The following is a 23926-nucleotide window of genomic DNA, read 5'->3' as shown; positions in this document are numbered from 1 at the left end:
CGATAAGGTAGGCAAACTCCATTTGAGTACCGTAAGGATGTGAAATCTCTGTCGATAAGGTAGGCAAACCCTTTTTGAGTACCGTAAGGACATGAAAACTCTATCGATAAGGTAGGCAAACCAAGTTAAAGATGCTATGCTTTTCGGCTAAAGCAAAAAGGCTCTGCGCTTCTTACTGAATAAAGTAAGAAACGCAGGGCTTTTTAGGTGGATACTCGGTTAAGGGACATTGTTTCCCGCTACACGGTAAATTTCATACCATTCTTCACGAGTCAATCTGACCTCAGAGGCTTTGACGTATTGTTTCAAACGTTCAGGAGTCATCGTTCCTACAATCGTTTGAATATTAGCAGGGTGACGCAAAATCCAAGCGATAGCCGTTGCAGAATTATCTAAACCATGCCGCTCACCAATTTCTTTCAATGTGGCGTTGATTTCTGGATACGCATCGTTATCAACAAATACTCCTTTATCAGCTTTGACAGGGGACCAAGCTTGAATCGTCATATCTTTAAGGCGACTATAATCTAAAACACTGCCATCACGATCAACGGCACCATCAAATTTGGTGTTGACGTTGATACCAGCATCGATCATTCCAGTATGCATGACGCTTAATTGCAGTTGGTTAACGATCAAATCCTGTTTAACAGATTTTTTTAACAAATCAATTTGCATGAGATTATGATTGCTGACGCCAAAGTGGCGAACTTTGCCGCTTTGTTCTAATTGATCAAAAGCTGCTGCTACTTCTTCGGGTTCGACTAATGCATCTGGACGATGCAGCAAAAGAATATCAAGATAGTCGGTTTTTAGTCTTTTTAAGCTGTCGTCTACTGTTTTCAGAATGTGTTCTTTAGAAAGGTCATAGAATCCTTCGCGAATCCCAGTTTTGCTTTGGATAATGATGTTGTCTCGAATCGAAGAGCGTAAATTTAGAGCCGTAGAAAAAACTTCTTCTGATTGGCCTTTGCCGTAAATATCTGCATGGTCAAAAAAGTTTACGCCTAAATCTAATGCGTTTTGGACGACTTCAGTAGCTTCTTGGGTAGACAAACGATTCATGGACATGCAGCCTAAAGCCACGTTTGATACTTGTAAATCACTCGTTCCTAAGGTTATTTTTTTCAACTTTTTTCGCTCCTTTGATTGATTATAGAAACCGCTAACACATTACGAAAACGATTTGGGTTTAGTATAACACTGGTCCAAAAATAATTCTCTTAACTTCTCTTTAAAACGAATCATTGCTGAATTCAGCAATGACTTAAGGTTTTATTTCCATTCATTAAAAGAGAACTAATAAGATTGATTCGCAGTATGTTTGTGGATGTAGCGGGTTACCAAATCATCAAACTTTTGGATTAACGTTAATACGATAGGATCTTCGGTAGAGCGTAAAACCAATTCATCGATTGTGTGGATAGGCAAAACGTTGTTTCCGGTACCCGTGATAAAAGCTCCATCGATTTCATCCAGCTGAGCTGCAGGAAGATGCTCCTCAACGACTTTCCAACCTTGTGTTCGACAAATTTCCAATACTTTTTTACGGACGATCCCAAGTAAGACGTTTTTTGCGGGAGAAGTATAAAGCTGTCCATTTTTTACGATAAAGAGATTTGAGCGGCTTCCTTCAGTGACATAGTCAGACTGGTCAACCAATAAAACTTCATAAGCATTTTTTTCTTCGCGTGCTTTTAAAACTGTTTGTTGATAGTCTGCTCGTTGGAGTTTGATGGTCGGATCTTGCCGCTCCAATTTCAATAAGCTGGTATGGATACCCGAAACATAAGATTCTTTAGGCGGATAAACGCTCTTAGTGAAGAAAATCAACAGCACTCCTTCTTTTTTTTGATTCCAAATGATTTTGATGTTTTGGTTTTCAACGTCGTTCAAAGAAATAAGACGGTAAATGCGTTGCCATAAAATGTCATCTGAAACGGTTAACGGCATGCCGACAGAAGCTGCAGAACTTCTGAGGCGTTCAAGATGGTCTTCTAAGAAAAGCGGAATTCTTTGTTGGACACGAATAACCTCATAAACACTTTTTCCTTCTAATTGTTGAAAAACTTCTAACTCTTTTGTAGACATTTGTTGATCATTTAGGAAATAACTCGTTTGTTCAACTGTTTCCATCATCATTCCTCCTCGTAATAGTAACACTTATTTCATTCACTCATGAGTTCATCGTTCTTAATCTATTGTAGTTTTAATAACCCTGTGTTAGCAAGCTTTAGTTAGCAAGTGACTTCATTCAATGGTTTCACGTATAATAGAAGAAACAATAGAAGCAAGACCGATCATTTGCGGGAAAAGGACGTGTTCATTTGTTTACTGATATTCAAAAACGATTAGCTGAAAGAGAGCCGAAACCACTTGGGAAACAACGGTATTTCTCTGTTTTGCTGCCGATTATCATGGTGGCAGGCGTTCCTAACCTATTATATGAAGTCCGCAGTCAACACATTTCTCAACCTGGTGAAACCTCTTTTCCAGGCGGAGCAGTAGAAGCTGGTGAAACTTATGAAGCAGCGGCTATTCGGGAAACGATGGAAGAATTGAATCTTCCGTTTGACTGCATTCATATATTAGGTGAGATGGATTATATCGTTAGTGACCAAGTTGTTATCCGTTCTTTTGTGGCTGAACTAAAGGATGTTCAACTTGAGGACATCGTATGCAACGAAGAGGTAGAAGAAGTATTTGCGATTCCATTAGACTATCTATTAACCCATAAACCAACCTATTACACGGTCAGTACTAAATTAGAACATCCAGAAAATTTCCCATATGAATTAATACAAGGAGGGGAAAAGTACGATTGGAAGTCCGGGCACCAAGCCATTGCTTTTTACCATTTGGAAAATCACCAATTATGGGGATATACGGCTGGGTTAACCGCCCGGTTTATAGAATTGCTTAAACTGGAAAATCCAATAGAATGAGGAAATAGGCAGTAAAAGAGGGCTCTTTATCAAATCGTGTTGGTGTCTCTTAGACTGAAATTTCCTTCGGAACTTACGTGTTTGCTTGTAGAAAGCCATGGGACCGCCTGGAGCCCCCTTTGGGTCTCCAGGTTTTCAAGCCTACAAGCAGCCACTATTCCTCCGAAAATTTCAAGATTGTAGTATATAGTCAGTTCACTTACCGACACCCAAAATGATAGAACCTAAAAAAGCAGCTAAAAAGGTCTTTAGCTGCTTTTTTCTGCTTATAGTATTTGAGTTAGATAGACTGTACCTTTTCAGTTGCCTTATTCAGGAATATCCCTTTGCTGATCTGTTCCAGGGGAAGAAGGCATGCTCGGATTATCGATTGGATGATCCCCGCCGAATGTACCGTCAGATTCTTCGAGAGGAATACCATCTACGGTGGAAGATTTTTCATCGTTTTCAGCAGTTGGCACATCTGAGTGAGCTGCTGAAAATTCGCCGACATTCGGAATTGTAGCATCGGTATGGCTTTGGATCGGATCGTGGTTTGTTCTTCTAGTAGATGGTGTTTCCTCGCCGTTTAGAATTTCTTCAACGAGAATCACATACCCACCATGTTTAATCGTTTTATTGTAGCGTTCGGTTGTAGCGTCATCTAAATTGTATTTTCCAAGTGGGTTTTCTGGATCGCCATCTGTAAAGATATCTCTTGCTCTGTCCCACACAGATTTATGATCTTCTTGGGTGACCGTATCCACATCAGCAATCGTCAAGCTTTCGATAGTGCCTTTATTTTCTTTGTAGGTTACTACAGTGATATCATCGGCTGCATAACCTTCGACTAACAAATGTTCCACTTCAGCAGCTGCTTCTTCTACGGATTGATAAGCGCCTTTAAATTTTTTCGGCATACTATTTCCTCCTCATGACTTTTAGTTTTTACATTATTATCATACCAAATAAAGAAAGCGCACCCAAACATAAAGGCTTTTGCAAATTAAGACGGAGAAATGGAAGCGTATCGCTAGACATTTTTCTTCGTTCAGATTACACTGATTATAAAGTGATAACCACTTTAATAAAAGTATAGGAGGAAGAAGAATATGGCTCAAACGAACACTGAAGTACAAGGATTGTTAAACGATATGGTAGCATCTCATGGGGTGTTTATTACGAAACTGTATCAACATCATTTTTATGTACAAGGACCTCACTTCTTTACGCTTCATATAAAATTTGAAGAACTTTATAAAGAAACAACTGAACACTTTGATGAATTAGCAGAACGCTTGATTGCGATCGGCGGCAAACCTTACGCTACGTTAAAAGAATTTTTAGAACACTCTGCTATTGAAGAAAAACCGTATACAGAAAAAGTATCTGCAGAAGAAATGGTGGCTTCTACAGTAGCCGATTACCGCATTCTTTGCGATAATTTAGAAGCTGGTATCAAATTGACTGGCGAAGCCGGAGACGATGTCACACAAGACTTATTGATTGCTTACAAAACAGGCGTCGATAAAAATATCTGGATGCTCCAAGCTTTCCTTGGCAAAGACCCATTAGAAGGCAAATAAAACTTGAACCTTTACTGTTATTAAAGCAGCTGGCTATTTGTCAGCTGTTTTTTTGATGCAAGACAGCAAAGGAATTGAAAACGCAATCGTATCAATTGAATTTTCACATCCTGATTAGTATACTAGTAATTGTACAGACCTTTTGTATTCTATTAAAACTAAGGAGTGGTAAAGTATGAGTAAATTTGTAAAAGGAAGCTATACATCTGTTTCAGAAGCCGAAAGTGCTATTGATGGGTTAGTTGCTGAAGGATACTCGAAAACAGACATCACATTAGTTACGAATAAAGACATGAGCAGTTCTGTTGAAAATGAAGGTGTCGATGTTAAGACTGATACTGATGCCAATCGCGAAGACGAATCTTTTTGGGAAAAAATTAAAAATGTTTTTACTGTGAAAGATTACGATGAATCGGATGATGTGTTGGCAGGCTATCAAGATGATATTGCTAAAGGAAACATCGTTCTTTTAGTTGATGGTGATGAAAACAGAGAAAACACGCTTGATATGGATAACGACACAACCATGACACCGCCGATAGCAGGGGTAAACGAACCTGTTGGTACAACGGATTTTGTTAATCCTGCAATGGGAGCAGACAGTTCGCTGGGAGTTAACCCTTCACTGAATGCAGCAGCCGGAACGATGGGCACCGACGATACGCCGCTGCCGGATGATACCGACCTTGAGGCGGCTGATTTAACGGCTGCACCTCTAACCGATGTTGAGGATCATGCTGGTCATACAAATGAAGACAAAGAAAAAATTCGCTTACAAAAAGAAAAACTAGATGTGCATACCAATGAAGTTCAAACAGGTGAAGTTCATGTAGATAAAAAAGTGACTGAAGAAACCCAAACTGTGGATGTCCCAGTCAAGCATGATGAAATCACGGTAGAACGACATCCGGTCGCTGAAGGAGAAACGGCTGCTGGAGAGGCAGACTTGAAAGACGAATCCTTCACGATTCCTGTCAAAGAAGAACAAATCGAAGTTCACAAACGCCCAGTAGTGACAGAAGAAGTTGAAATCGAAAAAGAAACAAAAGAAAATATGAAACAAGTTTCAGAAACGGTTCGAAAAGAAGATTTGGACATTCACACAGACGGAGATGTTGAAATCGAAGATAACGATAAAAAACCGACTGATCGTCCTTAAGGAACGTTCAGTGGTTGGACGAAAAGCAACGTTAGGCTGAAAAAATAGAAAGTTTAACTCAAAAGGCTAAGCAAAAGGAGTAAGATTCTTTTTGTCTTAGCCTTTTTTTGAGGATTGAATCCTTTTCAAGGCGGCAGATACATTTATTTCACTTACCAATATCAAAAATGATAGAGCTTTTTTGGTATGCCGTTTGTGGTTAAGAGGCCGTCAAAAAGCTTCAGCATATAGCAGATGCACACTCATTTATCAGCAGCAGTTTTTTTCAACAGCTTTTTCCAGCTCTAGTCCATTGCCCTGTAATGATGGTATACTATTTAAGCAGTGTTAATGAAGGAGGAGAACTTGATGGCTAGAGAAAAGAAATTTTCAACTGAAGACATTTATCAAGAAGCTCATTCGCTTTTAATGGCGGTTGGCTATGATAAGTTTTCATTTGGGTTATTGGCAAATTCATTGAGCGTTTCGCGAGCCGCTATCTACAAATACTATACTAATAAAGACGAATTGATTTACGATTATATGATTTCTGAGATGGAGAAAATGGTAGACGATCTTGAGAAATTGGACTGGTTAACCGATTACCCAGCACAGTTTCAGCAATTATTCGCCTTAATTTTTGAGTATGGGGATGTCCATCAAATTTCGTTTATGATTCCCAATAAACAAATAGCAGACGATGAAAAGATGAAAGAAAAGAAGCAACGATCCCAATTGCTTCATAAACGTTTTTTTCAGCAAATTCAATCATTTATCCAAACGGGACAAACTAATGGGTACATTAAAAAAGATATTCCGAAAAGTATCATTATTGAACTTATTTTCCATAGCGTAACAATCCCTGATCGTGTGGGGTTATCACAATCAGAAAGGGCCTATTATCTGCAAGAAATCATTTGCCAAGGAATCTTTGAAAAATAAAGGTGACACAAGTGTAACTTTTAGTTAGAATAGAGTTACAACTTGCAAGTTAGTTTATTTGAAAAGAGGCTATACTAAATGTTTTTAGCATTAAAAGAATTAACGTACTCGAAAGGTCGGTTCATGATGATCAGTTTGATCATCATGTTGATTGCTTGGTTAGTATTTATTTTAGCGGGCTTAGGCAACGGATTATCAGATTTAGGAGCGGCCACATTAAAATATGCTGATGTGGACTATGCTGTCTTTGAAGAAAAGTCTGATTTTGCTTTTTCTAAATCAATGCTGCCTGAATCATTAGCAGATGACGTGATGGAAGAAAAAGGAGTAGAAGCGGTCGCTCCAATAGGAACAGCATCTGCTTCAGTCCGTAAAACTGGCAGCGAACAATCAGAAGCTGCAAAAGTCGATGTTTTACTGGCAGGCATTCGCCCAGGTTCTTTTATGGAACCTAAAGTTACTTCAGGTAATGCACTACAAGCCGACGACCCTTCAGGTGTGATCGTAGATGACTCTTTGAAAAAAGATGGTTTTCAAATAGGCGATACCTTAACCATCAGCGGCTCTGTTGAAGAACTGACTATCGTCGGGTTTACTAAAAATCAAACGTTGAGTCATCAGCCCGTTGTTTTTACATCATTAGAGAAGTTCCGTATGTATAAATATGCTGCTCCAGGTTCGGATAACGGCATTAAAGATGTCGTGAATAGTGTGATGGTTCAAGGGAAAGATGTCGATCCTGAAAAACTTGAACAATCGATCGATGGCATTGAAGTTGGGACTAAAAAAGAAACCATCAATGCAGTACCAGGTTATACAGCAGAAAATGGAACCATTATGATGATGTTAGGTTTCTTGATCGTCATTTCAGCAATTGTGATTGCCGTTTTCTTCTATATATTAACCAATCAAAAAGCTCACCAATTTGGAGTGATGAAAGCTATCGGCGCAAGCAACTGGTTTGTGATCAAATCTGTGATTTCGCAAGTCTTTATCTTATCATTGATCAGTATCTTGATTGGCGTGGGATTGACTTACGCAACAGCGGCTATTTTGCCTGATTCCATGCCCTTTAATTTAGAAGGACAATTGGTCGTTACGTATAGTTTGATTTTATTGTTGATCAGTGTGGCCAGTTCGTTGTTTTCTGTATTGAAAATTGCCAAAATTGACCCACTAACAGCTTTAGGGAGGGTGGAATAATGACAGGATTACAATTAATTAATGTTTCAAAACAATATAAAGAAGGCGAATTTAAGACGACGGCGTTGAATCAAGTCTCTTTAACAGTGGAGCCGGGCGAGTTCGTTGCGATCATCGGTCCTTCAGGTTCTGGAAAAAGCACCTTTTTATCGATTGCCGGTGCTTTATTGCAACCTTCCCAAGGTGATGTTCTGATCAACGGGGTCAATATCTCAACGTTAAAAGAAAAACAATTATCGGAAATCCGTTTGAATCAAATCGGATTTATTTTACAAACGTCAAATCTTATTCCTTATTTAACGGTTTTAGATCAATTGCTGGTAGTGAAGAAAATGAAGGGTTCTGTTGCTGCAAGCGACAAATCCTATGCAGCAGACCTATTAAAAGATTTAGGCTTAGAACACAAACTCAAAAAATATCCCAATGAATTGTCTGGCGGAGAACGGCAAAGAGTAGCAATCGCTCGTTCCTTTATGAATGATCCGGATATTATTCTGGCAGATGAACCAACGGCTAACCTAGACACCAATAGAGCTTATGAAGTGGTGAAGTTAATCGCTGAAGAAGTTAAAGCTCGGAATAAAGCGGCGATCATGGTAACACATGATGAACGAATGTTAGTAGATTGTGACCGCGTCTTTCGAATTGAAGATGGTTTGCTGACACAAGCATAAGAAACAATTTTGAAAAAACGATTCATCGTTAACTAGTGACGAATAAATTTCTATGGTAAGATACTGTAATGGATTCTTGGCTTTTTATAAGCTTGAGAGAATCTATTGCAGTCTTATTATAAGGAGTTGGAAAACAATTGGGAAAGAAGAAGTTGGGTTTGGTGCCCAAGCTTTTATTAGCTATTATATTAGGTATTATTTTCGGACAACTGTCGATGCTGCCTGATTTTGTTATTCAGATTGCCGTAACGATTTCGAGTTTATTCAGCAATTTTTTGTCTTTTATTATTCCATTAATGATCATCGGGTTTGTGGTTATCGGCATTGCTGATTTGGCACAAGGGGCCGGTAAATTGTTAGGCGTGACCACGCTGATCGCTTACAGCTCTACGTTGTTGGGAGGGTTCGCAGCTTATTTTGTGGCTACCCATCTATTTCCTTTGTTTATTAATAGTGATCTCAGCACAGCGATACAAGGAAGTGCTCCAGGATTGGAGCCCCTGTTTACGATACCTTTAGAGCCGATGCTGGATGTAACTTCAGCGATTGTTTTTTCTTTTATGTTTGGCATCAGCATTTCATGGATGAGAAGCCAAAATAAAGGGGAAACCATGTACCATTTATTTGGTGAATTTAACTTGATCATTACTAAGGTCTTGAGCACAGTTGTGATTCCAGGGTTGCCATTTTATATTTTTGGGAATTTTGCAAATTTAAGTTATGCTGGTTCTGTATTCACTATTTTATCTGTTTTTTGGAAAGTTTTTGCGTCTGTGATTGCGATGCAGCTCACTGCAGTGGCTTTGTTTTTTATTATTGCTGGTTTGTATGCCAAAAAGAATCCCTTTACTTTGATGAAGAATCAAGTGCCGGGGTATGTGACGGCTATTGGAACCCAGTCCTCTGCAGCAACGATTCCAGTAAATCTTGAAGTTGCTAAAAAAAATGGGGTGTCCGCTCAAATCCGTGAATTTGTGATTCCTTTAGGTGCCACGATTCATTTATTGGGCAGCATTATTACCATCATTTCCTGCGTAACAGCTGTGTTGCTGATGTATGATTTGCCGCATCAATTCGGCATGATAGCTGGTTTTGTTGCTATGTTGGGCATTGCGATGGTGGCAGCTCCTGGAGCACCTGGCGGCGGGATCATGAGTGCTTTACCCTTTTTGACTATGGTAGGAATCGATCCCACAGGCACAATCGGAAATCTGTTGGTAACTCTGTATCTGACACAAGACAGTTTTGGAACAGCGGCCAATATCTCAGGAGATAACGCTATTGCTGTTATCATAGACAAAATCTACCATAAGTATATTTTACAAAAAAACGACTCTGTTTCCGTTTCTGTGGAAAATGAATCATAAAAAATGGAACTTTTGAAACACATAAATTATGTGGGATAGAAAGGGAACGGAACAGCTTAGTTACTGTATTATTTCTCTTATTTGAGGTATAATTTAGAACAATCTGCTTTGTTCACCATATTATTAATTGTAATTATGACTAGAAGGATTATAATGTAAAATAGAGTTTAAAATTATATGAATTAAAAGATCTTAATAAATAGAAACATTAAGGTTAGAAAATGGAGGAGGTTTTTTAAGTGAGCTTTGATATTGTTTCACTTGCTCGGTTTCAGTTCGGTATGACAACAATTTTTCACTTTTTCTTTGTTCCCTTGTCAATCGGATTAGGATTATCTGTTGCTATTATGGAAACAATGTATGTCATCAAAAAAGATGAAATGTACAAAGATATGGCGAAATTTTGGGGAAATATATTCTTGTTAAGTTTTGCAGTTGGGGTAGTGACCGGTCTGATCCAGGAGTTTCAGTTTGGAATGAACTGGTCGGATTACTCTCGTTTTGTTGGAGATATTTTTGGATCATTGTTGGCCATGGAAGCTTTGATGGCGTTTTTCTTGGAATCAACTTTTATCGGCCTATGGATATTCGGCTGGGACAAATTCAGCAAAAAAGTTCATGCTTTGTTTATGTGGCTAGTTGTTGTAGGAGCGATGTTATCAGCTTTTTGGATCTTAGTAGCGAACAGCTTCATGCAACACCCAGTCGGCTATGAAATCAATAATGGCCGGGCCGAATTAAACGATTTTGGGTTATTGTTATCCAATCCGAAAGTTTGGTATGAATTTACACACGTATTGTTTGGGGCAGTCTTGCTTGGCGGATTCTTTGTAGCTGGACTTGCAGCGTTTAGATTGATTGCTAAAAAAGATATTGAATTCAACAAGAAATCTCTAAATTTGGGATTGATTATTGGTTTAGTCGGAACAGTTTTATCTATTGGTGCTGGAGATTTGCAAATGAAAGCATTGGTAGAAGATCAGCCAATGAAATTTGCTGCAACTGAGGGTCTCTATGAAGACTCAGGAGATCCCGCTTCTTGGACTTTAGTAGGTTGGCAAGATACAGACAAAAATGAATCTGTTTGGACACTTGAGGTTCCTTATATGTTAAGTATCTTATCTTATAATAAACCTGAAGGCAGCGTTCGGGGAATGAATACGATCAATCAAGAATTAATTGCTGAATACGGCGATAGAAATTATTATCCGCCCGTTAAAACCATGTTCTGGAGTTTTAGAATCATGGCCGGCAGCGGAGCATTCTTGGCGTTAATAGCTGTAGTAGGTTTATGGTTCAGCAAACGCAAAAAAACGTTATGGGATATGAAGTGGTTGCTGTACATCATTGGTTTCAGCATGTTTATTCCCTTTATTGCAAATACAGCTGGTTGGTTAGTGACTGAATTAGGACGTTATCCGTGGACTGTTTACGGACTATATACAATTGCCGACAGTGTTTCGCCGAACGTTTCTGCAGCTTCATTGCTGACAAGTAATATTATTTACTTCTTGCTGTTTTCTATTCTTGGAGGCGTTATGGCTTACTTTGTAAGAAAAGAAGTAAAACATGGACCGTATCATATTCAAGAAAGCGAAAATGAAATCAACAGAAAAAATGATGACCCGTTTGAAAAGGAGGCGTTTAAATAATGGCTGATATGAGTGGATTACAATTCTTTTGGTTTCTATTGATTGGTGTGTTATTTGCCGGCTTCTTCTTCCTTGAAGGTTTCGATTTCGGTGTAGGAATGTCGACCCGTTTACTAGCGAAAGACAAAGCCGAACGTGAACAGCTGGTTGGAACGATTGGACCCGTTTGGGATGCCAATGAAGTTTGGCTGATCACTGCTGCAGGAGCAATGTTTGCGTCTTTTCCACATTGGTATGCATCTTTATTTAGTGGGTATTACCTTATTTTGCTGACTATTTTATTCGGTTTGATTATCCGAGGAGTTTCTTTTGAATTCCGGAGCAAAATGGAAGGACAAAAAGGACGTGAGCTATGGGATTGGACGTTATTTATTGGAAGCGTCATTCCTCCGTTCTTCTTTGGCTTAATGTTCACAAGTATGGCTGCGGGTATGCCGATTGATGAAAAAGGCAATATGGTCGCAACTTTTACAGATTACTTTACGCCATTTTCAATTATGGGAGCCTTGGTCTTAACACTGCTGTGCTTCTTGCATGGTTTGAACTATATCGGTTTAAAAACTATTGGAGATGTGCATACACGAGCGATCGAGTATGCGAAAAAATTGTATATCGTGCTGTTCGTAGGGCTGGCGGCATTTGTAGCCTTGCTTTATGTATCAACAGACTTCTTCGAACTCCAAACGACGGCAACGACTGTAATCGTCGCGTTGATGGTTGTGTTAAGTATTTTAGCAACTTATGGAGTATACAACGGAAAAGAATTTTTAGCTTTTTTCACTAGTGGTTTTACGATCATTAGTTTAGTTGCTTTGTTATTCTTTGGTTTATTCCCGCGTGTGATGGTCAGTTCGATTGCTTCAGCAAATGATATCTTGATTGTTAATGCTTCAAGTACACCATATACACTGAAAGTAATGACTTGGTTGTCATTGACGGTATTGCCATTTGTGTTGGCTTACCAAGGATGGACGTATTATGTATTTAAAAATAGAATCAAGAAAGATGACGTGGTGAAATATTAATTATGATGGATAAACGTTTAATGGGTTTATCTGGCATGAAAAAGATTATGATATTGCTTGCAGGGATTTCTTTCCTGCAAGCTTTTATGATTATTTTTCAAGCTCGATTTTTAGCCCTTTCAATTACCGGTTTATGGAACGGTGAAGGATTAGCAGCGCAAACTCAAGCGATACTAGTCTTTTTCTTAGCTTTCGTAGGCCGTCATTTTTTAACTTTGATACGCGAACGCCTGCTTGATAAGTTTGCTTATCAAAAAGGGAAAGAATTAAGAAAAGAATTATTGAATCAAGTTTTTTCTTTAGGGCCAAAATTAGTGCAAAAATCGGGCACAGGAAACGTCGTTACAATGGCTTTAGAAGGCATTCGTCAAGTGGAGAACTACATTACGTTATTCCTTGCTAAGCTGATGAACATGATGATCATTCCTTGGCTGGTTTTAATTTATGTTTTCACACTAGACGTAGATTCAGGGATTACAATGATTGTTGTTTTTCCGATCATCATTCTTTTTATGGTGATTTTAGGCTATGCAGCTCAAGAAAAAGCTAACCGGCAATACGCCACTTATAAAGTGTTGTCGAATCACTTTGTCGATGCTTTGCAAGGCCTGGAGACATTAAAATTATTAGGATTGAGTAAACGATATAGCAAGAACGTTCATAATGTTAGTGAAAGTTATCGCAAAGCTACAATGAGCACATTGAAAGTAGCGATCATGTCCACTTTTGCATTAGATTTCTTTACAACATTATCAGTAGCTTTGATAGCTTTAACGCTAGGGTTACAATTATTAGAAGGTGCTATGTTGTTGCTGCCGGCTTTAACGGTACTTATCTTAGCTCCAGAATTTTTCTTGCCCGTAAGAGAATTTTCTAGTGATTACCATGCAACGTTGGATGGTAAAAATGCGATGGGAGCTATTTTAGATATTTTAGAAGTTGACGTTCCGACGAATACAGAAGTCTTGCCAGCCGAAAAAGCAAATTGGGACGAAACGAGCGAATTGATTATCAAGGACTTAAATGTTACTCATGATAAGCAGCATCAAAATGCTTTGTCTGATATCAATTTTAGCTGGAAAGGGTACGGAAAGATTGGTTTGATTGGAGCAAGCGGTTCAGGAAAGTCTTCTTTTATTGATACGATTGGAGGATTCCTGCAACCGAGTGAAGGAACGGCTATTGAAATAAACGGTGTGGAAGTGCCGCATTTTTCACAGCGAAATTGGCAAAAAGAAATTATTTACATTCCGCAAAAGCCCTATCTTTTCCACGATACACTAGCGAATAATATTCGGTTTTATATGCCGGAAGCAAGCGATGAAGCCGTCTTACACGCTGCTGAAAAAGCTGGTTTGTCTGGATTCATTGAAGAGCTGCCTAAAGGGTTAGCGACTTTGATTGGAGAAAGCGGACGAATGATGAGTGGCGGACAAGCGCAACGGGTTTCGATTGCTCGAGCATTCCTTGATCCCGAACGAAAAATTTTATTGTTTGATGAACCCACGGCTCATTTGGATATTGAAACAGAAGTGGCTTTAAAAGAAAGTATCTTGCCATTGATGGAAAAACATTTAGTCTTCTTTTCAACTCACCGGTTACATTGGACAAATGAAATGGATTATATTTTAGTGCTGGATCATGGTCGAATAGTCGATGCAGGGACTCATGAAGAATTGCTGGCTGAAAATGGAGCTTATGTGGATTTAATGAATCAAATGAGGGGGGAGAAGCCGCATGAATAAAAATAAGTTAACTGAAATGCGCGCTACTTTCGCCAATGATACCTGGGTAAAACCATTTATGGCGAAGTACCGGAAGTTATTGCATCTAGTTTTGTTTTTAGGGTTTATGACTTTATTTAGTGCAAGTGCGTTAATGTTTGTTTCAGGGTTCTTGATCAGCAAATCTGCTAGTATACCTGAAAACATTATGCTGGTTTACGTACCGATTGTTTTGACCCGTGCATTTGGGATCAGTCGTCCCGTTTTTCGTTATATCGAACGATTGACCAGCCACAATTGGGTCTTGAAAATGACATCTGATTTACGCCTCAAGCTGTACCGTTCGCTTGAGCAAGATGCTGTATTTATTAAGAATAAATACAAAACAGGGGATATCTTAGCCGTATTGGCAGAAGATATCGATCACATTCAAAATCTTTATTTAAGAACGATTTTCCCTATTTTGATTTCTTGGGGCATTTACATTGCTGTGATTATTGGGTTAGGTCTATTCTCTCTTCCCTTTGCATTGTTAATGATGCTGATGTTGGCAGTTGTAGCCATCTTATTGCCGCTTGTTTCTTTGCTAGTTAATGGAGCAAGAATGGCTGCGCAAAAAACAGCCAGAAATGGCTTATATGATCAATTGACCGATGCTGTTTTAGGAGTTGGCGATTGGTTATTCAGCGGACGGAAAAACGATTTTCTGAAAAGTTATGAAAGCAGTGAACAAGCTGTCCGGGAAGAAGATTACCGAATCAAACGTTTTGATCGAACACGTGATTTTCTGCTGCAAGTTACATTTGCTATTATTGCAGTTGCTGTTTTGATTTGGACAAGTACTGTTTTTCAGGGTGAACAAGGTGGAGCAGCCAATTGGATCGCTGCATTTGTTTTAGCTGTTTTTCCTTTAGTCGATGCGTTTGCGACGGTTCCAAGCGCTGCTTCAGAATTAACGATTTATGAAGATTCGGTCAAACGCATGAATGCTTTGCCTAAAATAAAAGAAGACGAGTCTGACGATTCATCACATGCGATTGCCATTGCTAAGTTAAATGAACAGTCTTTCCGAGAAATACGGATGGATCAAGTTTCATTCTCTTATGAAACAGGTTCAAAGTTGATTGTGGATGAGTTCACGCTTGCGATTCCAAAAGGCAAAAAAATAGCTATTTTAGGAAAGAGCGGAGCAGGAAAAAGCACCATTGGAAAAATGCTTCGAGGCGATTTGATTCCACAAAAAGGCAGCGTCACTTTAAACGGTGTGCCAACGAGTGAACTTGGAGATGACATTTCGAAATGGGTCGGGGTTATCAACCAAAACCCGCATCTGTTCGATACGTCTGTCTTAAACAATGTTCGTTTAGGAAATATTGAAGCGAGTGATGAAGCAGTTATCGAAGCTCTTTATCAAGTAGGACTAGGCGACATGATAGCTGCTTTGCCAGAAGGATTCCATACTTCTGTAGAAGAAGCAGGTGGACGCTTTTCGGGTGGAGAAGGGCAACGCTTAGCGTTGGCTCGAATCTTGCTTCAAGATACGCCTATTGTGTTGTTAGATGAGCCAACAGTCGGTTTGGACCCTATTACGGAACAAATATTGTTGGATACACTCTTTACTGTTCTAAAGGACAAAAGCATTATTTGGATCACCCATCATCTTCAAGGGGTGGACCAAATGGATGAAGTTGTATTTATTGAGAATGGGAAAATTGAAATTCAAGGAACACCACAAGAATTATTAGCAGAAAATGCACGCTATCAACGTCTCTATCGTCTAGACCGAGGAGAGTAAGCAAAAAAGCGGGACCCTATCAAAACGATAGGGTCCCGCTTTTTTAATAATCTCGGTGGAGGAGTTGTTTAGTTAACTGGTAAAGAACGGCTTTTTCAGGACGTTCCGGTAAAAGCCGGATGGCTTTTAATGCTTTATCGGTATAGCGTTTCGCTAATTGTTTAGCTTCATCTACACCACCGTATTGACTAACCAAATCAGAAACGATTTGAACATCTTCATCAGACATATTCGGACCTTTCGATAAGAAGGGGTCGAACTTTTTTTTGTTTCCTCTTAGTGCCAAAATAAGAGGAAGCGAATAGACGCCTTGTTTCATATCTTCTAAAACAGGTTTTTTTAACGATTCACTATCTTTAGTGTAATCTAAAACATCATCTAATATTTGAAAAGCAATACCAATATTGTGGCCGATATGCTGGCTGCTGGTTGTGACGGCTAGGTTAGCTTGACCGATTTTAGCTCCTTGAAGACAGCTTAAAGAAAAAAGCTGGGCTGTTTTCCCGTTAATATTCCTGAGGTATTGCCGCAAAGTAATTTCGGTGTTGTAGCGTAGGTGCATTTGATCCAGTTCACCAAGCAAAATGCGTTTCATCACAAAAGCGTTCAACCGGATAGTGGAGAGAGATTCGGTTGAGTCTGCAATTAAGCCGAAATAGACAGCAAATAAAAAATCTCCAGTATAAACAGCAATATCTTTTCCATACTTTGATTGAACTGTCGGACTGCCGCGTCTAGTAGGAGAGTCGTCAATGATATCATCATGTACCAAGGTAGCCATATGCAAAATCTCTAATGAGGCTGCGGCATGGGTGATTTGTTTGTGATTTTGTGTTTTGGTGTTTCCAAAACGGGAGAATAAGATGAAGTAAGCAGGTCGTAAAAGTTTTCCGCCCGAACGCAGTAAGTCAAAGATAACCTGTTCAACTTCCTTGTTTCGTATATGAACCTTTTTTTCCATCACTGCATAGCTTTCAGCTAATTCGTCTTTAATTTCTGGGAAATCATCCCACATAGAATGAATCGGCATAGCTGTATCCCTTTCAAGTAGAATCCACGATTCTATTTTTAAATTTTGACCATAATACTGATTATATCACAAACCCGAATTTTATCGTATGGTTAAGTTTAAGTCAATAAAGTTCAGCAAAAAAGAAAATTCAGAAACTCTGTGAAATTTAGAAATAAAGAAATAAAATCTGCTGTTTTCTATTGACTTTTTTATGGTTGAGGCGCATAATTGCACGGTTGTAAATGATATGGAAATGGAAAGAACAACCTGTTAAATTGAACTTATTTACCGTCTAAGGCTGCTTATAAGGGAAAACTTTAGCTAAACACGTGAAAAAAATACGAAGAAATAAGCAGTTCTTCAAGGTGATTCATTTGTGTAGTGAAAAATTAAACCATTTACGAGTTTGTGAAAAGTTCGTTTTTAAGGATTTAATTAGAAATCTCGCTTAAAAAAACGTTTTCTTTCCTGCAAGAGGTTTAATGATTGAAATTAGTCCTTATATGCAGTACAGTAGGCTTTATGCGGCTGTCTTTGGAGGGCCTTTTTGTGGCGAGGTTGACTTTAAGAATCTCTGATCTGTAAGAGAAAAGTGAACAAGAGAGCATGGTTGATGACAAATTGATATAATTAAGGGGATGAGTCGTTGGGAAAAAGGTGAAATAAGTTACATGAATTGCCTTTTGTTTAATTTAGATCGTTTCAGTACGGGTGCGCCTTAACTGAATAAGCGCAAATGAAGCTTTCTTAGCTACCCAAATGAAACTTGTACTTTTAATTCCCTAGTGAAAAATCGAATAGGGTGTCAAGGTTCTAGACTCACAAAATGAAGAGATTTGGTTTTAGTGAGTCATGAGAATGGTTAATTTAGACATGTTCGTCTAAAAAAATGGAAATTGAAATGAAAATAAAGAATGTGGATAAAGAAAGTGAGAGAAAGAATATGAGCAAAACAAACGTTGTTATTTTAGGTGCAGGTTATGCAGGACTTAGAGCTTTGAGAAGTCTTCAAAGCAAACGATTAGATATAGATATCACTCTTGTGAATAAAAACGAATACCACTATGAAGCAACATATCTACACGAAGTAGCCAGCGGAGCGCATGCTGCTGAAAGAATCAGCTACCCAATCAAAGATGTTGTAACCCCAAAACGAACTAATTTTATTCAAGACACTGTTGTAGTAGTCAATAAAGACGAAAAGACAGTTGAATTAGAAAAAAACGGCACTATTTCATTTGACTATTTGATCTTAGCACTAGGCTTTGAATCAGAGTCATTTGGAATCAAAGGTGTTGACGAGTTTGGTTTGCCGATGGTCGATATTGAAACGTCAAAAGCAGTTGACGAACACTTACGGAAACAATTCGAAAAATACAATGAAACAAAAGACGAATCTTATTTAAGCATTGTCGTTTGTGGAGCAGGGTTTACAAGTATTGAATACATTGGAGAATTAACGCTTCAAATGCCGAAATTGGTCAAACAATATAATGTACCGGCTGAAAAAATACAAATCACTTGTATTGAAGCGATGTCTAATTTATTGCCAATGTTCGATAAAGAACTATCTGACTACGGTATCGAAATATTGAAAAAACGCGGTGTTAAATTCTTTGTTGGAACGCCGATCAAAGAGCTTACAGCTGACACTGTAATCTACGAAGAAGCTGGAGAATTAAAATCAGTTAAAGCGAAAACGATTGTTTGGACAACTGGAGTTCGCGGCAGCAGCATTGTCGAACGCTCAGGTTTTGAACAAAGACGTAACCGCGTAATGGTAGAAAATGATTTAACGGCTCCAGGTTATCCAGAGATCTTCATTATTGGAGACTGTTCAGCCGTAATGGATAGTAAAACCAACCGTCCATTCCCGCCAACTGCTCAAATTGCTTTGAAACAAGGAGTCAGCGCTGCTAATAACCTAGAAGCCAAATTGAAAGGAACTGCCATCAAACCATTCACATTTACTTCTTTAGGAACAGTTTGTTCTATCGGCAATACTGAAGCAATCGGAGAAGTTATGGGCCGCAACTTAAAAGGCTACCCAGCATCGGTTATGAAAAAAATAATCGGAGACCGTTCGTTAATGATGACAGGCGGAGTGGGAATCACTGCTAAAAAAGGCCGTTTTGACTTTTTCCGTTAAACTGACTAGAAGAATCTAAAAAACAAAAAAGTCACCCGTCATATAGCGGGTGGCTTTTTTTCTATCTAAAAATCGTTTGAAAACAGCGTTATCCAAGGTCTTTTCCAATAAGTTCTTCAAATAAGTCATAGATTTTTTTATTAGCTTTTTTTAACGAAATAGGACGATAATCTTTATCTAAAAAACAATGATTGCTTTTTCCAGCAGCTTTTAGTTCGCCAGTTGCTTTATCGGTGATTTGATAAGAAATGGTCATTCTGATGCCATTAAAGGTTTCTACTTTTGGTAAGATCAAGACCGTTTGGTTGTAGCGCACCATTGATGTGTAATCACAAGAAATAGCTAATACAGGAACGATGATGCCTTCTTTTTCCATCTGATCGTAGCCAAACCCCACTTCATCCAGCAAGCTGGTTCTTGCTTCTTCAAACCAACGAATGTAATTTGAGTGGTGAATAATGCCCATTTGATACGTTTCATAATATTGTGCTTTGTGTTCGTATTGAGATAAGTTCTTTTTCACAATGTGATCCTCACTTTAATCTAGTTAGTTTTTTCAGGTATCAAGCAAAAGAAGACAAACGAATCGCTTAGGTAGAAGCAGCTTCAGACATTAATTGCGGCAGGTACCCTGAAGAAATCCGTGCTGCTAGCTGTGATTTTGTCTGTTCATCTGTGAAAGCATAAGCGAGTGCATCTAAATTTATTTTTTGCATCAAAGCATAATCCAATCCGAAATGGTTGTGCAGCAGTAAGTACTCGTCTGTCAAAGTTGTATTGGAAACAGTCCGATTATCGGTATTGATGCTGACTTTTAATCCAGCATCAATAAATTTTCTGAAAGGATAGTCTTCCCAGCTGTTAACGGTTTTTGTTTGCAAGTTGCTAGTTGGACAAATTTCGAGTAAAACATTTTTATCTATGCAAAACTGAATCGTTTCTAGACTGTCCTTAACGGCTATCCCATGTCCAATTCGAACGGCTCCTAAAAGAATCGAATCGCGTACATTTTGTGCACATCCACATTCACCAGCATGAGTGGTGATCGGAATCGCATATTTTTCTCCAAGCTGGAAAAAATCCTCAAATTCAGCCGGAGGATAATCTTTTTCATTTCCGGCTAAATCAATCCCAGCAACTCCTTTTTTTAGGAATGTTCGTGCCGCTTCCACTACTGAAAGATTATCTGCCAATGAATCGCCGCGCATGCCGCACAACAATAAGTTGCTTTTGACATGAAAGTTTTTTTCAGCTTTAGCCAACCCTTTTAGAATGGCTTCAATAACAGCGTCGCAACTCAAACCATTTCGAGTAGACAACAAGGGTGCATAACGAATCTCAATGTAAAGGATATTTTCCTCCGCAGCTTGTTCAACCACATCATATGCAGCTGTTTCCAGCGCTTTTTCAGTTTGGAGACAATCTAATACGGGATCAAAACAAGTTAAGTACTCTTCTAAATTTTTGCACTCTTCTGGCGCTTGCAAAAGCTGCTTCAGTTCTTGTTCTCCTGAGGGCAATGGGTATCCTTGTTCCTCGGCAATTTTTCTTAAGGTAGCAGGACGAATTGAACCGTCAAGATGGCAATGCAATTCAATTTTAGGTAATTTTTTTAATATAGCGTGTTGCATGAAGTCACTCCTGACACAAAGATAGTGGGTTTGAGAAAGGCTATGTACTGATTTAAAAAAAACGATTTACTGGGAAAGAATGGTTTAAGAGGCATTATAGCATAGTTCAGCTATTTTGTGTGCACATATGCAATTGCTGTTCAAAATCATAAAAATTAAAAAAGAAAGCCCAGAGCAGAAACAGCTTAGCTGATTTTTCTCTGGGCTTTCAATGATGAGTAAGTAATGAAGAATCAAACTTCTGTAAGTGCCAGTAGTTCATTGGGAATTTCTTGAACAGAGGCTAAGTATTCATATAATGAACCGACATATACGGAACGGAATATAGGCAAAGCTGCCAAATCTTGGGGAGTGACAAAATGGATTTCTTTTTGAAAGTCGTAAATGGTACTTTCATCTAATAAAGTAGCAACAAATTGAGAACAGAAAAAAGCATCATTGCGTTTAAAATCGATTTTAAGTGCTAACGTTATAAGTCCTAATAAATTATAATGGTACATATTTTTCGTTTGTTCGTAATACTGAATCAAATCGGCGATCAGCGCAAATTGTTCAGCGGTCACATCACAAGAATGAATACTGCATTGTGCTCGTAGAAAGTAATCCCGAGATAAATCTTCTTGAATAAAACCGGCATTAAAGGGATTGCGAGGACGTTTGCGTCCGAAACTATAGATATCCTTTAAAGTCGGGTCTAACGCAAGCGAAGCATGATTGTATTCAGCTCTAGTATAAAGCTTGATTGTTCTGGAAAATAATGTATTTGTATCTGTTAAAACGAGATAAATTTTCATAAAAAAACCTTCTTTTCTTAATTTCACAACCGCATCGAAACTCACTAAGGTAGAAATGAATCGATCCTACTAACTAAAAATTATAAGTTCATTCTAATCTCACTATCCGGAATCAGCAGAAGCCTTGTTTTAGTATACACTATCCCATTTTTTTTACCATAGTTCTTTAGACGGAGAAGAGAATAAAACAGCAGCCGCCGACCGGAATCCACCCAACTTTATCCATAATTGTTTTTTTCTTTGAAACTATTTTGGACGGCTGTTTTTCCGCATAACTGTAAAGGAACGTTAACCTGCAAGGGGTATTGTTTGCAAAAATAAAAAAAAGAGTATAATATAGAACTTAGCAACGGAGTTTTTAATCTGTTCGCCATTTATTTTTAATGTTATTTGAAAGGAAGGTTGGAAATGAGCCGAAAAAGGAAAATTCCAATTGTGAGTGCCGCAGATGAAAATTATGCACCGTATCTGAGTGTAATGATGATGAGTTTGCTCGAAAACTTAGCAAATGACGTTGAAGTGACGTTTTACATTATCGATGACCATATCTCGGCGGATAGCAAAGAAAAGTTGAACCAAGTAGTTTCCAATCAACCAGCTACTATTAGCTATTTAGAAGTGGATTCCGACTTGTACGCAGATGTGTTAGAGAGTGATCATATTACTCAAACTGCTTACTACCGCATCTCTTTACCTGATTTACTAGCAGATAAACATTATGAAAAAGTCCTTTATATCGATTGCGATGTTTTAGTGCAAGCAGATATTTCGGAACTATACGATACAGACATTGGCGATAACGTCATTGGCGCCGTTATCGATCCAGGACAAGCACTTGTTTTAGGCCGGTTAGGAGTTGAAACAGAAGATTATTACTTCAATTCAGGACTGATGCTAATGGATTTAGACAATTGGCGAAAAGCGAATATTACAGAAAAAACACTAACTTTCTTACAAGAAGAAGATGAAAAAATTATTTATCATGACCAAGATGCATTGAACGCGATTGTTTATGAGAAATGGTTTCCGCTTCATCCTAAATGGAACCTCCAAACGTCTTTATTATTCGAAAGACATCAACCGCCAACAGAACAATATGCGAAATGGTACAAAGAAGCCATTCAAAAGCCCTCAATCATTCACTTCACTGGCCATGATAAACCTTGGAATTCAGAGGAATATCATCCTTACACTGAACTTTACCTAGAAGAATTAGCGAAATCACCGTTTCATTTAAAAGAAACTGAGAAAGAATCAACTAAATAATAATTAAAAAAATTATTTTCTAAAGATTAAATAAGCCTCGTTTTAGAGGCCTTTCTTTAATGTACGTTCATTTTAGAAAGTATGATTTTTTTGAAGGAGGAAGCATTATGTTTGATTCAAAAAATATAACGATTGTGTCATCCAGTAATGAAGCTTTTGTGCCGCACTTAGCTACGCTTTTTCTTTCACTATTAGTCACGAAAAAGCCAGATACGACGCTGCATTTTTATGTGATCGATGACAATATTTCATTAAACTCAAAATTTTTATTAAACCGGACTGTGAATAAATACAATGCTCGGATCAGTTATTTAACGATTGATGCCTCAGAATTTGACAATGTGGTAGAAAGCGATCGTATCCCTAAAACTGCTTATTACCGCATATCGATTCCAAACCTTTTAAAAGACACGCCGCGTGCCATTTACCTTGATTGCGATATGATTTGTCTAGAAGACATCCAAACGCTGTGGGAGCTCGACTTGGGCGAAAACTTGCTGGCAGCTGTGGAAGATTCGGGCTTCCATGATCGGTTGAATTTGATGGGGATTCAATGCAAATCGGATACGTACTTTAATTCAGGGATGATGGTAATGGATTTAGAAAATTGGCGTAAAGAAAAAATTACGGAACAAGCCTTTGCGTTTATCGACGAGCACCCTGATTTATTGCGTTTCCATGACCAAGATACTTTAAATGCGATTTTACATGACCGGTGGTTGGAATTGCATCCTCGCTGGAATGCTCAAACCTATTTGATGTTGGAAGAGAAAGAACATCCAACTGCTCTTGGACAATCCCAATGGGAGGAAGCGAAAGCTGATCCAGCTATCGTCCATTTTTGCGGACATGAAAAACCATGGCATGAAAATTCTGTTCACCCTTACCGGGAAACGTACTTTGCCTTACGCAATCAAACGACCTTCCCAGTTGCTGCTCCCGCAAAAGATGTCAAACAGGTCAAATAAGCGGCAAGCTAGTTTTTTTGATGGATAACTAAAAAAATGGAGCTGAGATCAATGTCCCAGCTCCGTTTTTTATATG

At 38.5% G+C, this 23926-nt stretch carries 21 protein-coding genes; 14 read left to right on the top strand and 7 right to left on the bottom strand.

Translation table 11 applies throughout. The features are described from left to right. Positions 1 to 219: 219 nt before the first annotated feature. Both NY10_RS06705 and NY10_RS06700 read right to left on the bottom strand, forming a co-directional pair. The gene (locus NY10_RS06705; RefSeq protein WP_058919242.1) at positions 220 to 1131 is read right to left on the bottom strand and encodes an aldo/keto reductase; all 912 of its coding nucleotides are present in this window, start codon (positions 1129 to 1131) and stop codon (positions 220 to 222) included. Between the two features lie 168 nt (positions 1132 to 1299). Continuing rightward, positions 1300 to 2142 carry an aminotransferase class IV gene (locus NY10_RS06700; protein ID WP_231726706.1) on the bottom strand — a complete coding sequence of 281 codons (843 nt, stop codon included), beginning with the start codon at positions 2140 to 2142 and terminating at the stop codon, positions 1300 to 1302. A gap of 185 nt (positions 2143 to 2327) precedes the next feature. Between NY10_RS06700 and NY10_RS06695 the strand changes: the two genes are divergently transcribed. Next, positions 2328 to 2945 carry an NUDIX hydrolase gene (locus NY10_RS06695; RefSeq protein ID WP_058919240.1) on the top strand — a complete coding sequence of 206 codons (618 nt, stop codon included), beginning with the start codon at positions 2328 to 2330 and terminating at the stop codon, positions 2943 to 2945. A gap of 308 nt (positions 2946 to 3253) precedes the next feature. Here the strand turns inward: NY10_RS06695 and NY10_RS06690 are convergent, their stop codons facing one another. Further along, on the bottom strand, positions 3254 to 3844 hold the full coding sequence (locus NY10_RS06690; RefSeq protein ID WP_058919239.1) for a general stress protein: 591 nt from the start codon (positions 3842 to 3844) through the stop codon (positions 3254 to 3256). A gap of 192 nt (positions 3845 to 4036) precedes the next feature. Here NY10_RS06690 and NY10_RS06685 point away from each other — a divergent pair, with 192 nt between their 5' ends. The 10 genes from NY10_RS06685 to cydC all read left to right on the top strand — a co-directional run bounded on the left by NY10_RS06685 (position 4037) and on the right by cydC (position 16030). Continuing rightward, positions 4037 to 4510, top strand: a complete 474-nt coding sequence (locus NY10_RS06685) for a Dps family protein (protein ID WP_058919238.1) — start codon at positions 4037 to 4039, stop codon at positions 4508 to 4510. A 175-nt stretch (positions 4511 to 4685) separates the two neighbouring features. After that, complete coding sequence (locus tag NY10_RS06680; RefSeq protein WP_058919237.1) at positions 4686 to 5669, top strand: YsnF/AvaK domain-containing protein; 984 nt, start codon at positions 4686 to 4688, stop codon at positions 5667 to 5669. Between the two features lie 348 nt (positions 5670 to 6017). Further along, a complete protein-coding gene (locus NY10_RS06675) occupies positions 6018 to 6590 on the top strand; it encodes a TetR/AcrR family transcriptional regulator (protein ID WP_058919236.1) in 573 nt (190 codons plus the stop codon). Positions 6591 to 6668: 78 nt separating this feature from the next. Further along, positions 6669 to 7793, top strand: coding sequence for an ABC transporter permease (locus NY10_RS06670; protein WP_058919235.1), 1125 nt, complete (start codon positions 6669 to 6671; stop codon positions 7791 to 7793). After that, positions 7793 to 8467 (top strand): ABC transporter ATP-binding protein, encoded by a 675-nt coding sequence (locus NY10_RS06665; RefSeq protein ID WP_058919234.1) that lies wholly within the window; start codon positions 7793 to 7795, stop codon positions 8465 to 8467. Before NY10_RS06670 ends, NY10_RS06665 begins: the two co-directional genes overlap by 1 nt. Before the next feature lie 137 nt (positions 8468 to 8604). Next, positions 8605 to 9834: a dicarboxylate/amino acid:cation symporter gene (locus NY10_RS06660; protein WP_058919233.1), complete on the top strand. Its 1230-nt coding sequence runs from the start codon at positions 8605 to 8607 to the stop codon at positions 9832 to 9834. A gap of 281 nt (positions 9835 to 10115) precedes the next feature. Further along, complete coding sequence (locus tag NY10_RS06655; protein WP_231726792.1) at positions 10116 to 11486, top strand: cytochrome ubiquinol oxidase subunit I; 1371 nt, start codon at positions 10116 to 10118, stop codon at positions 11484 to 11486. 8 nt (positions 11487 to 11494) lie between these two features. Continuing rightward, entirely contained in the window at positions 11495 to 12511 is a 1017-nt protein-coding gene (gene cydB, locus NY10_RS06650; RefSeq protein WP_058920273.1) for a cytochrome d ubiquinol oxidase subunit II, read from the top strand. A gap of 2 nt (positions 12512 to 12513) precedes the next feature. Beyond that, on the top strand, positions 12514 to 14256 hold the full coding sequence (gene cydD, locus NY10_RS06645; RefSeq protein ID WP_058919231.1) for a thiol reductant ABC exporter subunit CydD: 1743 nt from the start codon (positions 12514 to 12516) through the stop codon (positions 14254 to 14256). Next, on the top strand, positions 14249 to 16030 hold the full coding sequence (gene cydC, locus NY10_RS06640; RefSeq protein WP_058919230.1) for a thiol reductant ABC exporter subunit CydC: 1782 nt from the start codon (positions 14249 to 14251) through the stop codon (positions 16028 to 16030). Before cydD ends, cydC begins: the two co-directional genes overlap by 8 nt. Before the next feature lie 43 nt (positions 16031 to 16073). On the opposite strand, the gene NY10_RS06635 is transcribed toward cydC, so the two are convergent. Beyond that, positions 16074 to 17060 (bottom strand): polyprenyl synthetase family protein, encoded by a 987-nt coding sequence (locus tag NY10_RS06635; RefSeq protein ID WP_082664205.1) that lies wholly within the window; start codon positions 17058 to 17060, stop codon positions 16074 to 16076. 925 nt (positions 17061 to 17985) lie between these two features. Between NY10_RS06635 and NY10_RS06630 the strand changes: the two genes are divergently transcribed. Then, the gene (locus tag NY10_RS06630) at positions 17986 to 19191 is read left to right on the top strand and encodes an NAD(P)/FAD-dependent oxidoreductase (RefSeq protein ID WP_058920271.1); all 1206 of its coding nucleotides are present in this window, start codon (positions 17986 to 17988) and stop codon (positions 19189 to 19191) included. 88 nt (positions 19192 to 19279) lie between these two features. Here NY10_RS06630 and NY10_RS06625 read toward each other — a convergent pair whose 3' ends face one another. From NY10_RS06625 to NY10_RS06615, 3 genes are all read right to left on the bottom strand, one after another. After that, positions 19280 to 19714, bottom strand: a complete 435-nt coding sequence (locus NY10_RS06625) for an acyl-CoA thioesterase (RefSeq protein WP_082664204.1) — start codon at positions 19712 to 19714, stop codon at positions 19280 to 19282. Positions 19715 to 19781: 67 nt separating this feature from the next. Then, positions 19782 to 20822: an adenosine deaminase gene (gene add / locus NY10_RS06620; RefSeq protein WP_058919228.1), complete on the bottom strand. Its 1041-nt coding sequence runs from the start codon at positions 20820 to 20822 to the stop codon at positions 19782 to 19784. A gap of 233 nt (positions 20823 to 21055) precedes the next feature. Then, complete coding sequence (locus NY10_RS06615; RefSeq protein ID WP_058919227.1) at positions 21056 to 21616, bottom strand: hypothetical protein; 561 nt, start codon at positions 21614 to 21616, stop codon at positions 21056 to 21058. 408 nt (positions 21617 to 22024) lie between these two features. Here NY10_RS06615 and NY10_RS06610 point away from each other — a divergent pair, with 408 nt between their 5' ends. Together NY10_RS06610 and NY10_RS06605 are read left to right on the top strand one after the other, a co-directional pair. Beyond that, positions 22025 to 22882, top strand: coding sequence for a glycosyltransferase family 8 protein (locus NY10_RS06610; protein WP_082664203.1), 858 nt, complete (start codon positions 22025 to 22027; stop codon positions 22880 to 22882). Positions 22883 to 22989: 107 nt separating this feature from the next. After that, positions 22990 to 23850, top strand: a complete 861-nt coding sequence (locus NY10_RS06605; RefSeq protein ID WP_058919225.1) for a glycosyltransferase family 8 protein — start codon at positions 22990 to 22992, stop codon at positions 23848 to 23850. The last annotated feature ends 76 nt before the right edge of the window (positions 23851 to 23926 follow it).

This window comes from Carnobacterium sp. CP1, from assembly GCF_001483965.1.
GTDB classification, from domain to species: domain Bacteria; phylum Bacillota; class Bacilli; order Lactobacillales; family Carnobacteriaceae; genus Carnobacterium_A; species Carnobacterium_A antarcticum.
This window is presented reverse-complemented; position numbering and strand designations above follow the sequence as displayed.

What these genes read in the sequence shown, in the direction of transcription:
- NY10_RS06700 (WP_231726706.1), bottom strand. Translation starts at nt 2,142, where the DNA reads ATGATGATGGAAACAGTTGAACAAACGAGTTATTTCCTAAATGATCAA.
- NY10_RS06630 (WP_058920271.1), top strand. Translation starts at nt 17,986, where the DNA reads ATGAGCAAAACAAACGTTGTTATTTTAGGTGCAGGTTATGCAGGACTT.
- NY10_RS06685 (WP_058919238.1), top strand. Translation starts at nt 4,037, where the DNA reads ATGGCTCAAACGAACACTGAAGTACAAGGATTGTTAAACGATATGGTA.
- NY10_RS06665 (WP_058919234.1), top strand. Translation starts at nt 7,793, where the DNA reads ATGACAGGATTACAATTAATTAATGTTTCAAAACAATATAAAGAAGGC.
- NY10_RS06680 (WP_058919237.1), top strand. Translation starts at nt 4,686, where the DNA reads ATGAGTAAATTTGTAAAAGGAAGCTATACATCTGTTTCAGAAGCCGAA.
- cydC (WP_058919230.1), top strand. Translation starts at nt 14,249, where the DNA reads ATGAATAAAAATAAGTTAACTGAAATGCGCGCTACTTTCGCCAATGAT.
- add (WP_058919228.1), bottom strand. Translation starts at nt 20,822, where the DNA reads ATGCAACACGCTATATTAAAAAAATTACCTAAAATTGAATTGCATTGC.
- NY10_RS06690 (WP_058919239.1), bottom strand. Translation starts at nt 3,844, where the DNA reads ATGCCGAAAAAATTTAAAGGCGCTTATCAATCCGTAGAAGAAGCAGCT.
- NY10_RS06610 (WP_082664203.1), top strand. Translation starts at nt 22,025, where the DNA reads ATGAGCCGAAAAAGGAAAATTCCAATTGTGAGTGCCGCAGATGAAAAT.
- NY10_RS06655 (WP_231726792.1), top strand. Translation starts at nt 10,116, where the DNA reads ATGACAACAATTTTTCACTTTTTCTTTGTTCCCTTGTCAATCGGATTA.
- NY10_RS06605 (WP_058919225.1), top strand. Translation starts at nt 22,990, where the DNA reads ATGTTTGATTCAAAAAATATAACGATTGTGTCATCCAGTAATGAAGCT.
- cydD (WP_058919231.1), top strand. Translation starts at nt 12,514, where the DNA reads ATGATGGATAAACGTTTAATGGGTTTATCTGGCATGAAAAAGATTATG.
- cydB (WP_058920273.1), top strand. Translation starts at nt 11,495, where the DNA reads ATGAGTGGATTACAATTCTTTTGGTTTCTATTGATTGGTGTGTTATTT.
- NY10_RS06675 (WP_058919236.1), top strand. Translation starts at nt 6,018, where the DNA reads ATGGCTAGAGAAAAGAAATTTTCAACTGAAGACATTTATCAAGAAGCT.
- NY10_RS06615 (WP_058919227.1), bottom strand. Translation starts at nt 21,616, where the DNA reads ATGAAAATTTATCTCGTTTTAACAGATACAAATACATTATTTTCCAGA.
- NY10_RS06670 (WP_058919235.1), top strand. Translation starts at nt 6,669, where the DNA reads ATGTTTTTAGCATTAAAAGAATTAACGTACTCGAAAGGTCGGTTCATG.
- NY10_RS06635 (WP_082664205.1), bottom strand. Translation starts at nt 17,060, where the DNA reads ATGCCGATTCATTCTATGTGGGATGATTTCCCAGAAATTAAAGACGAA.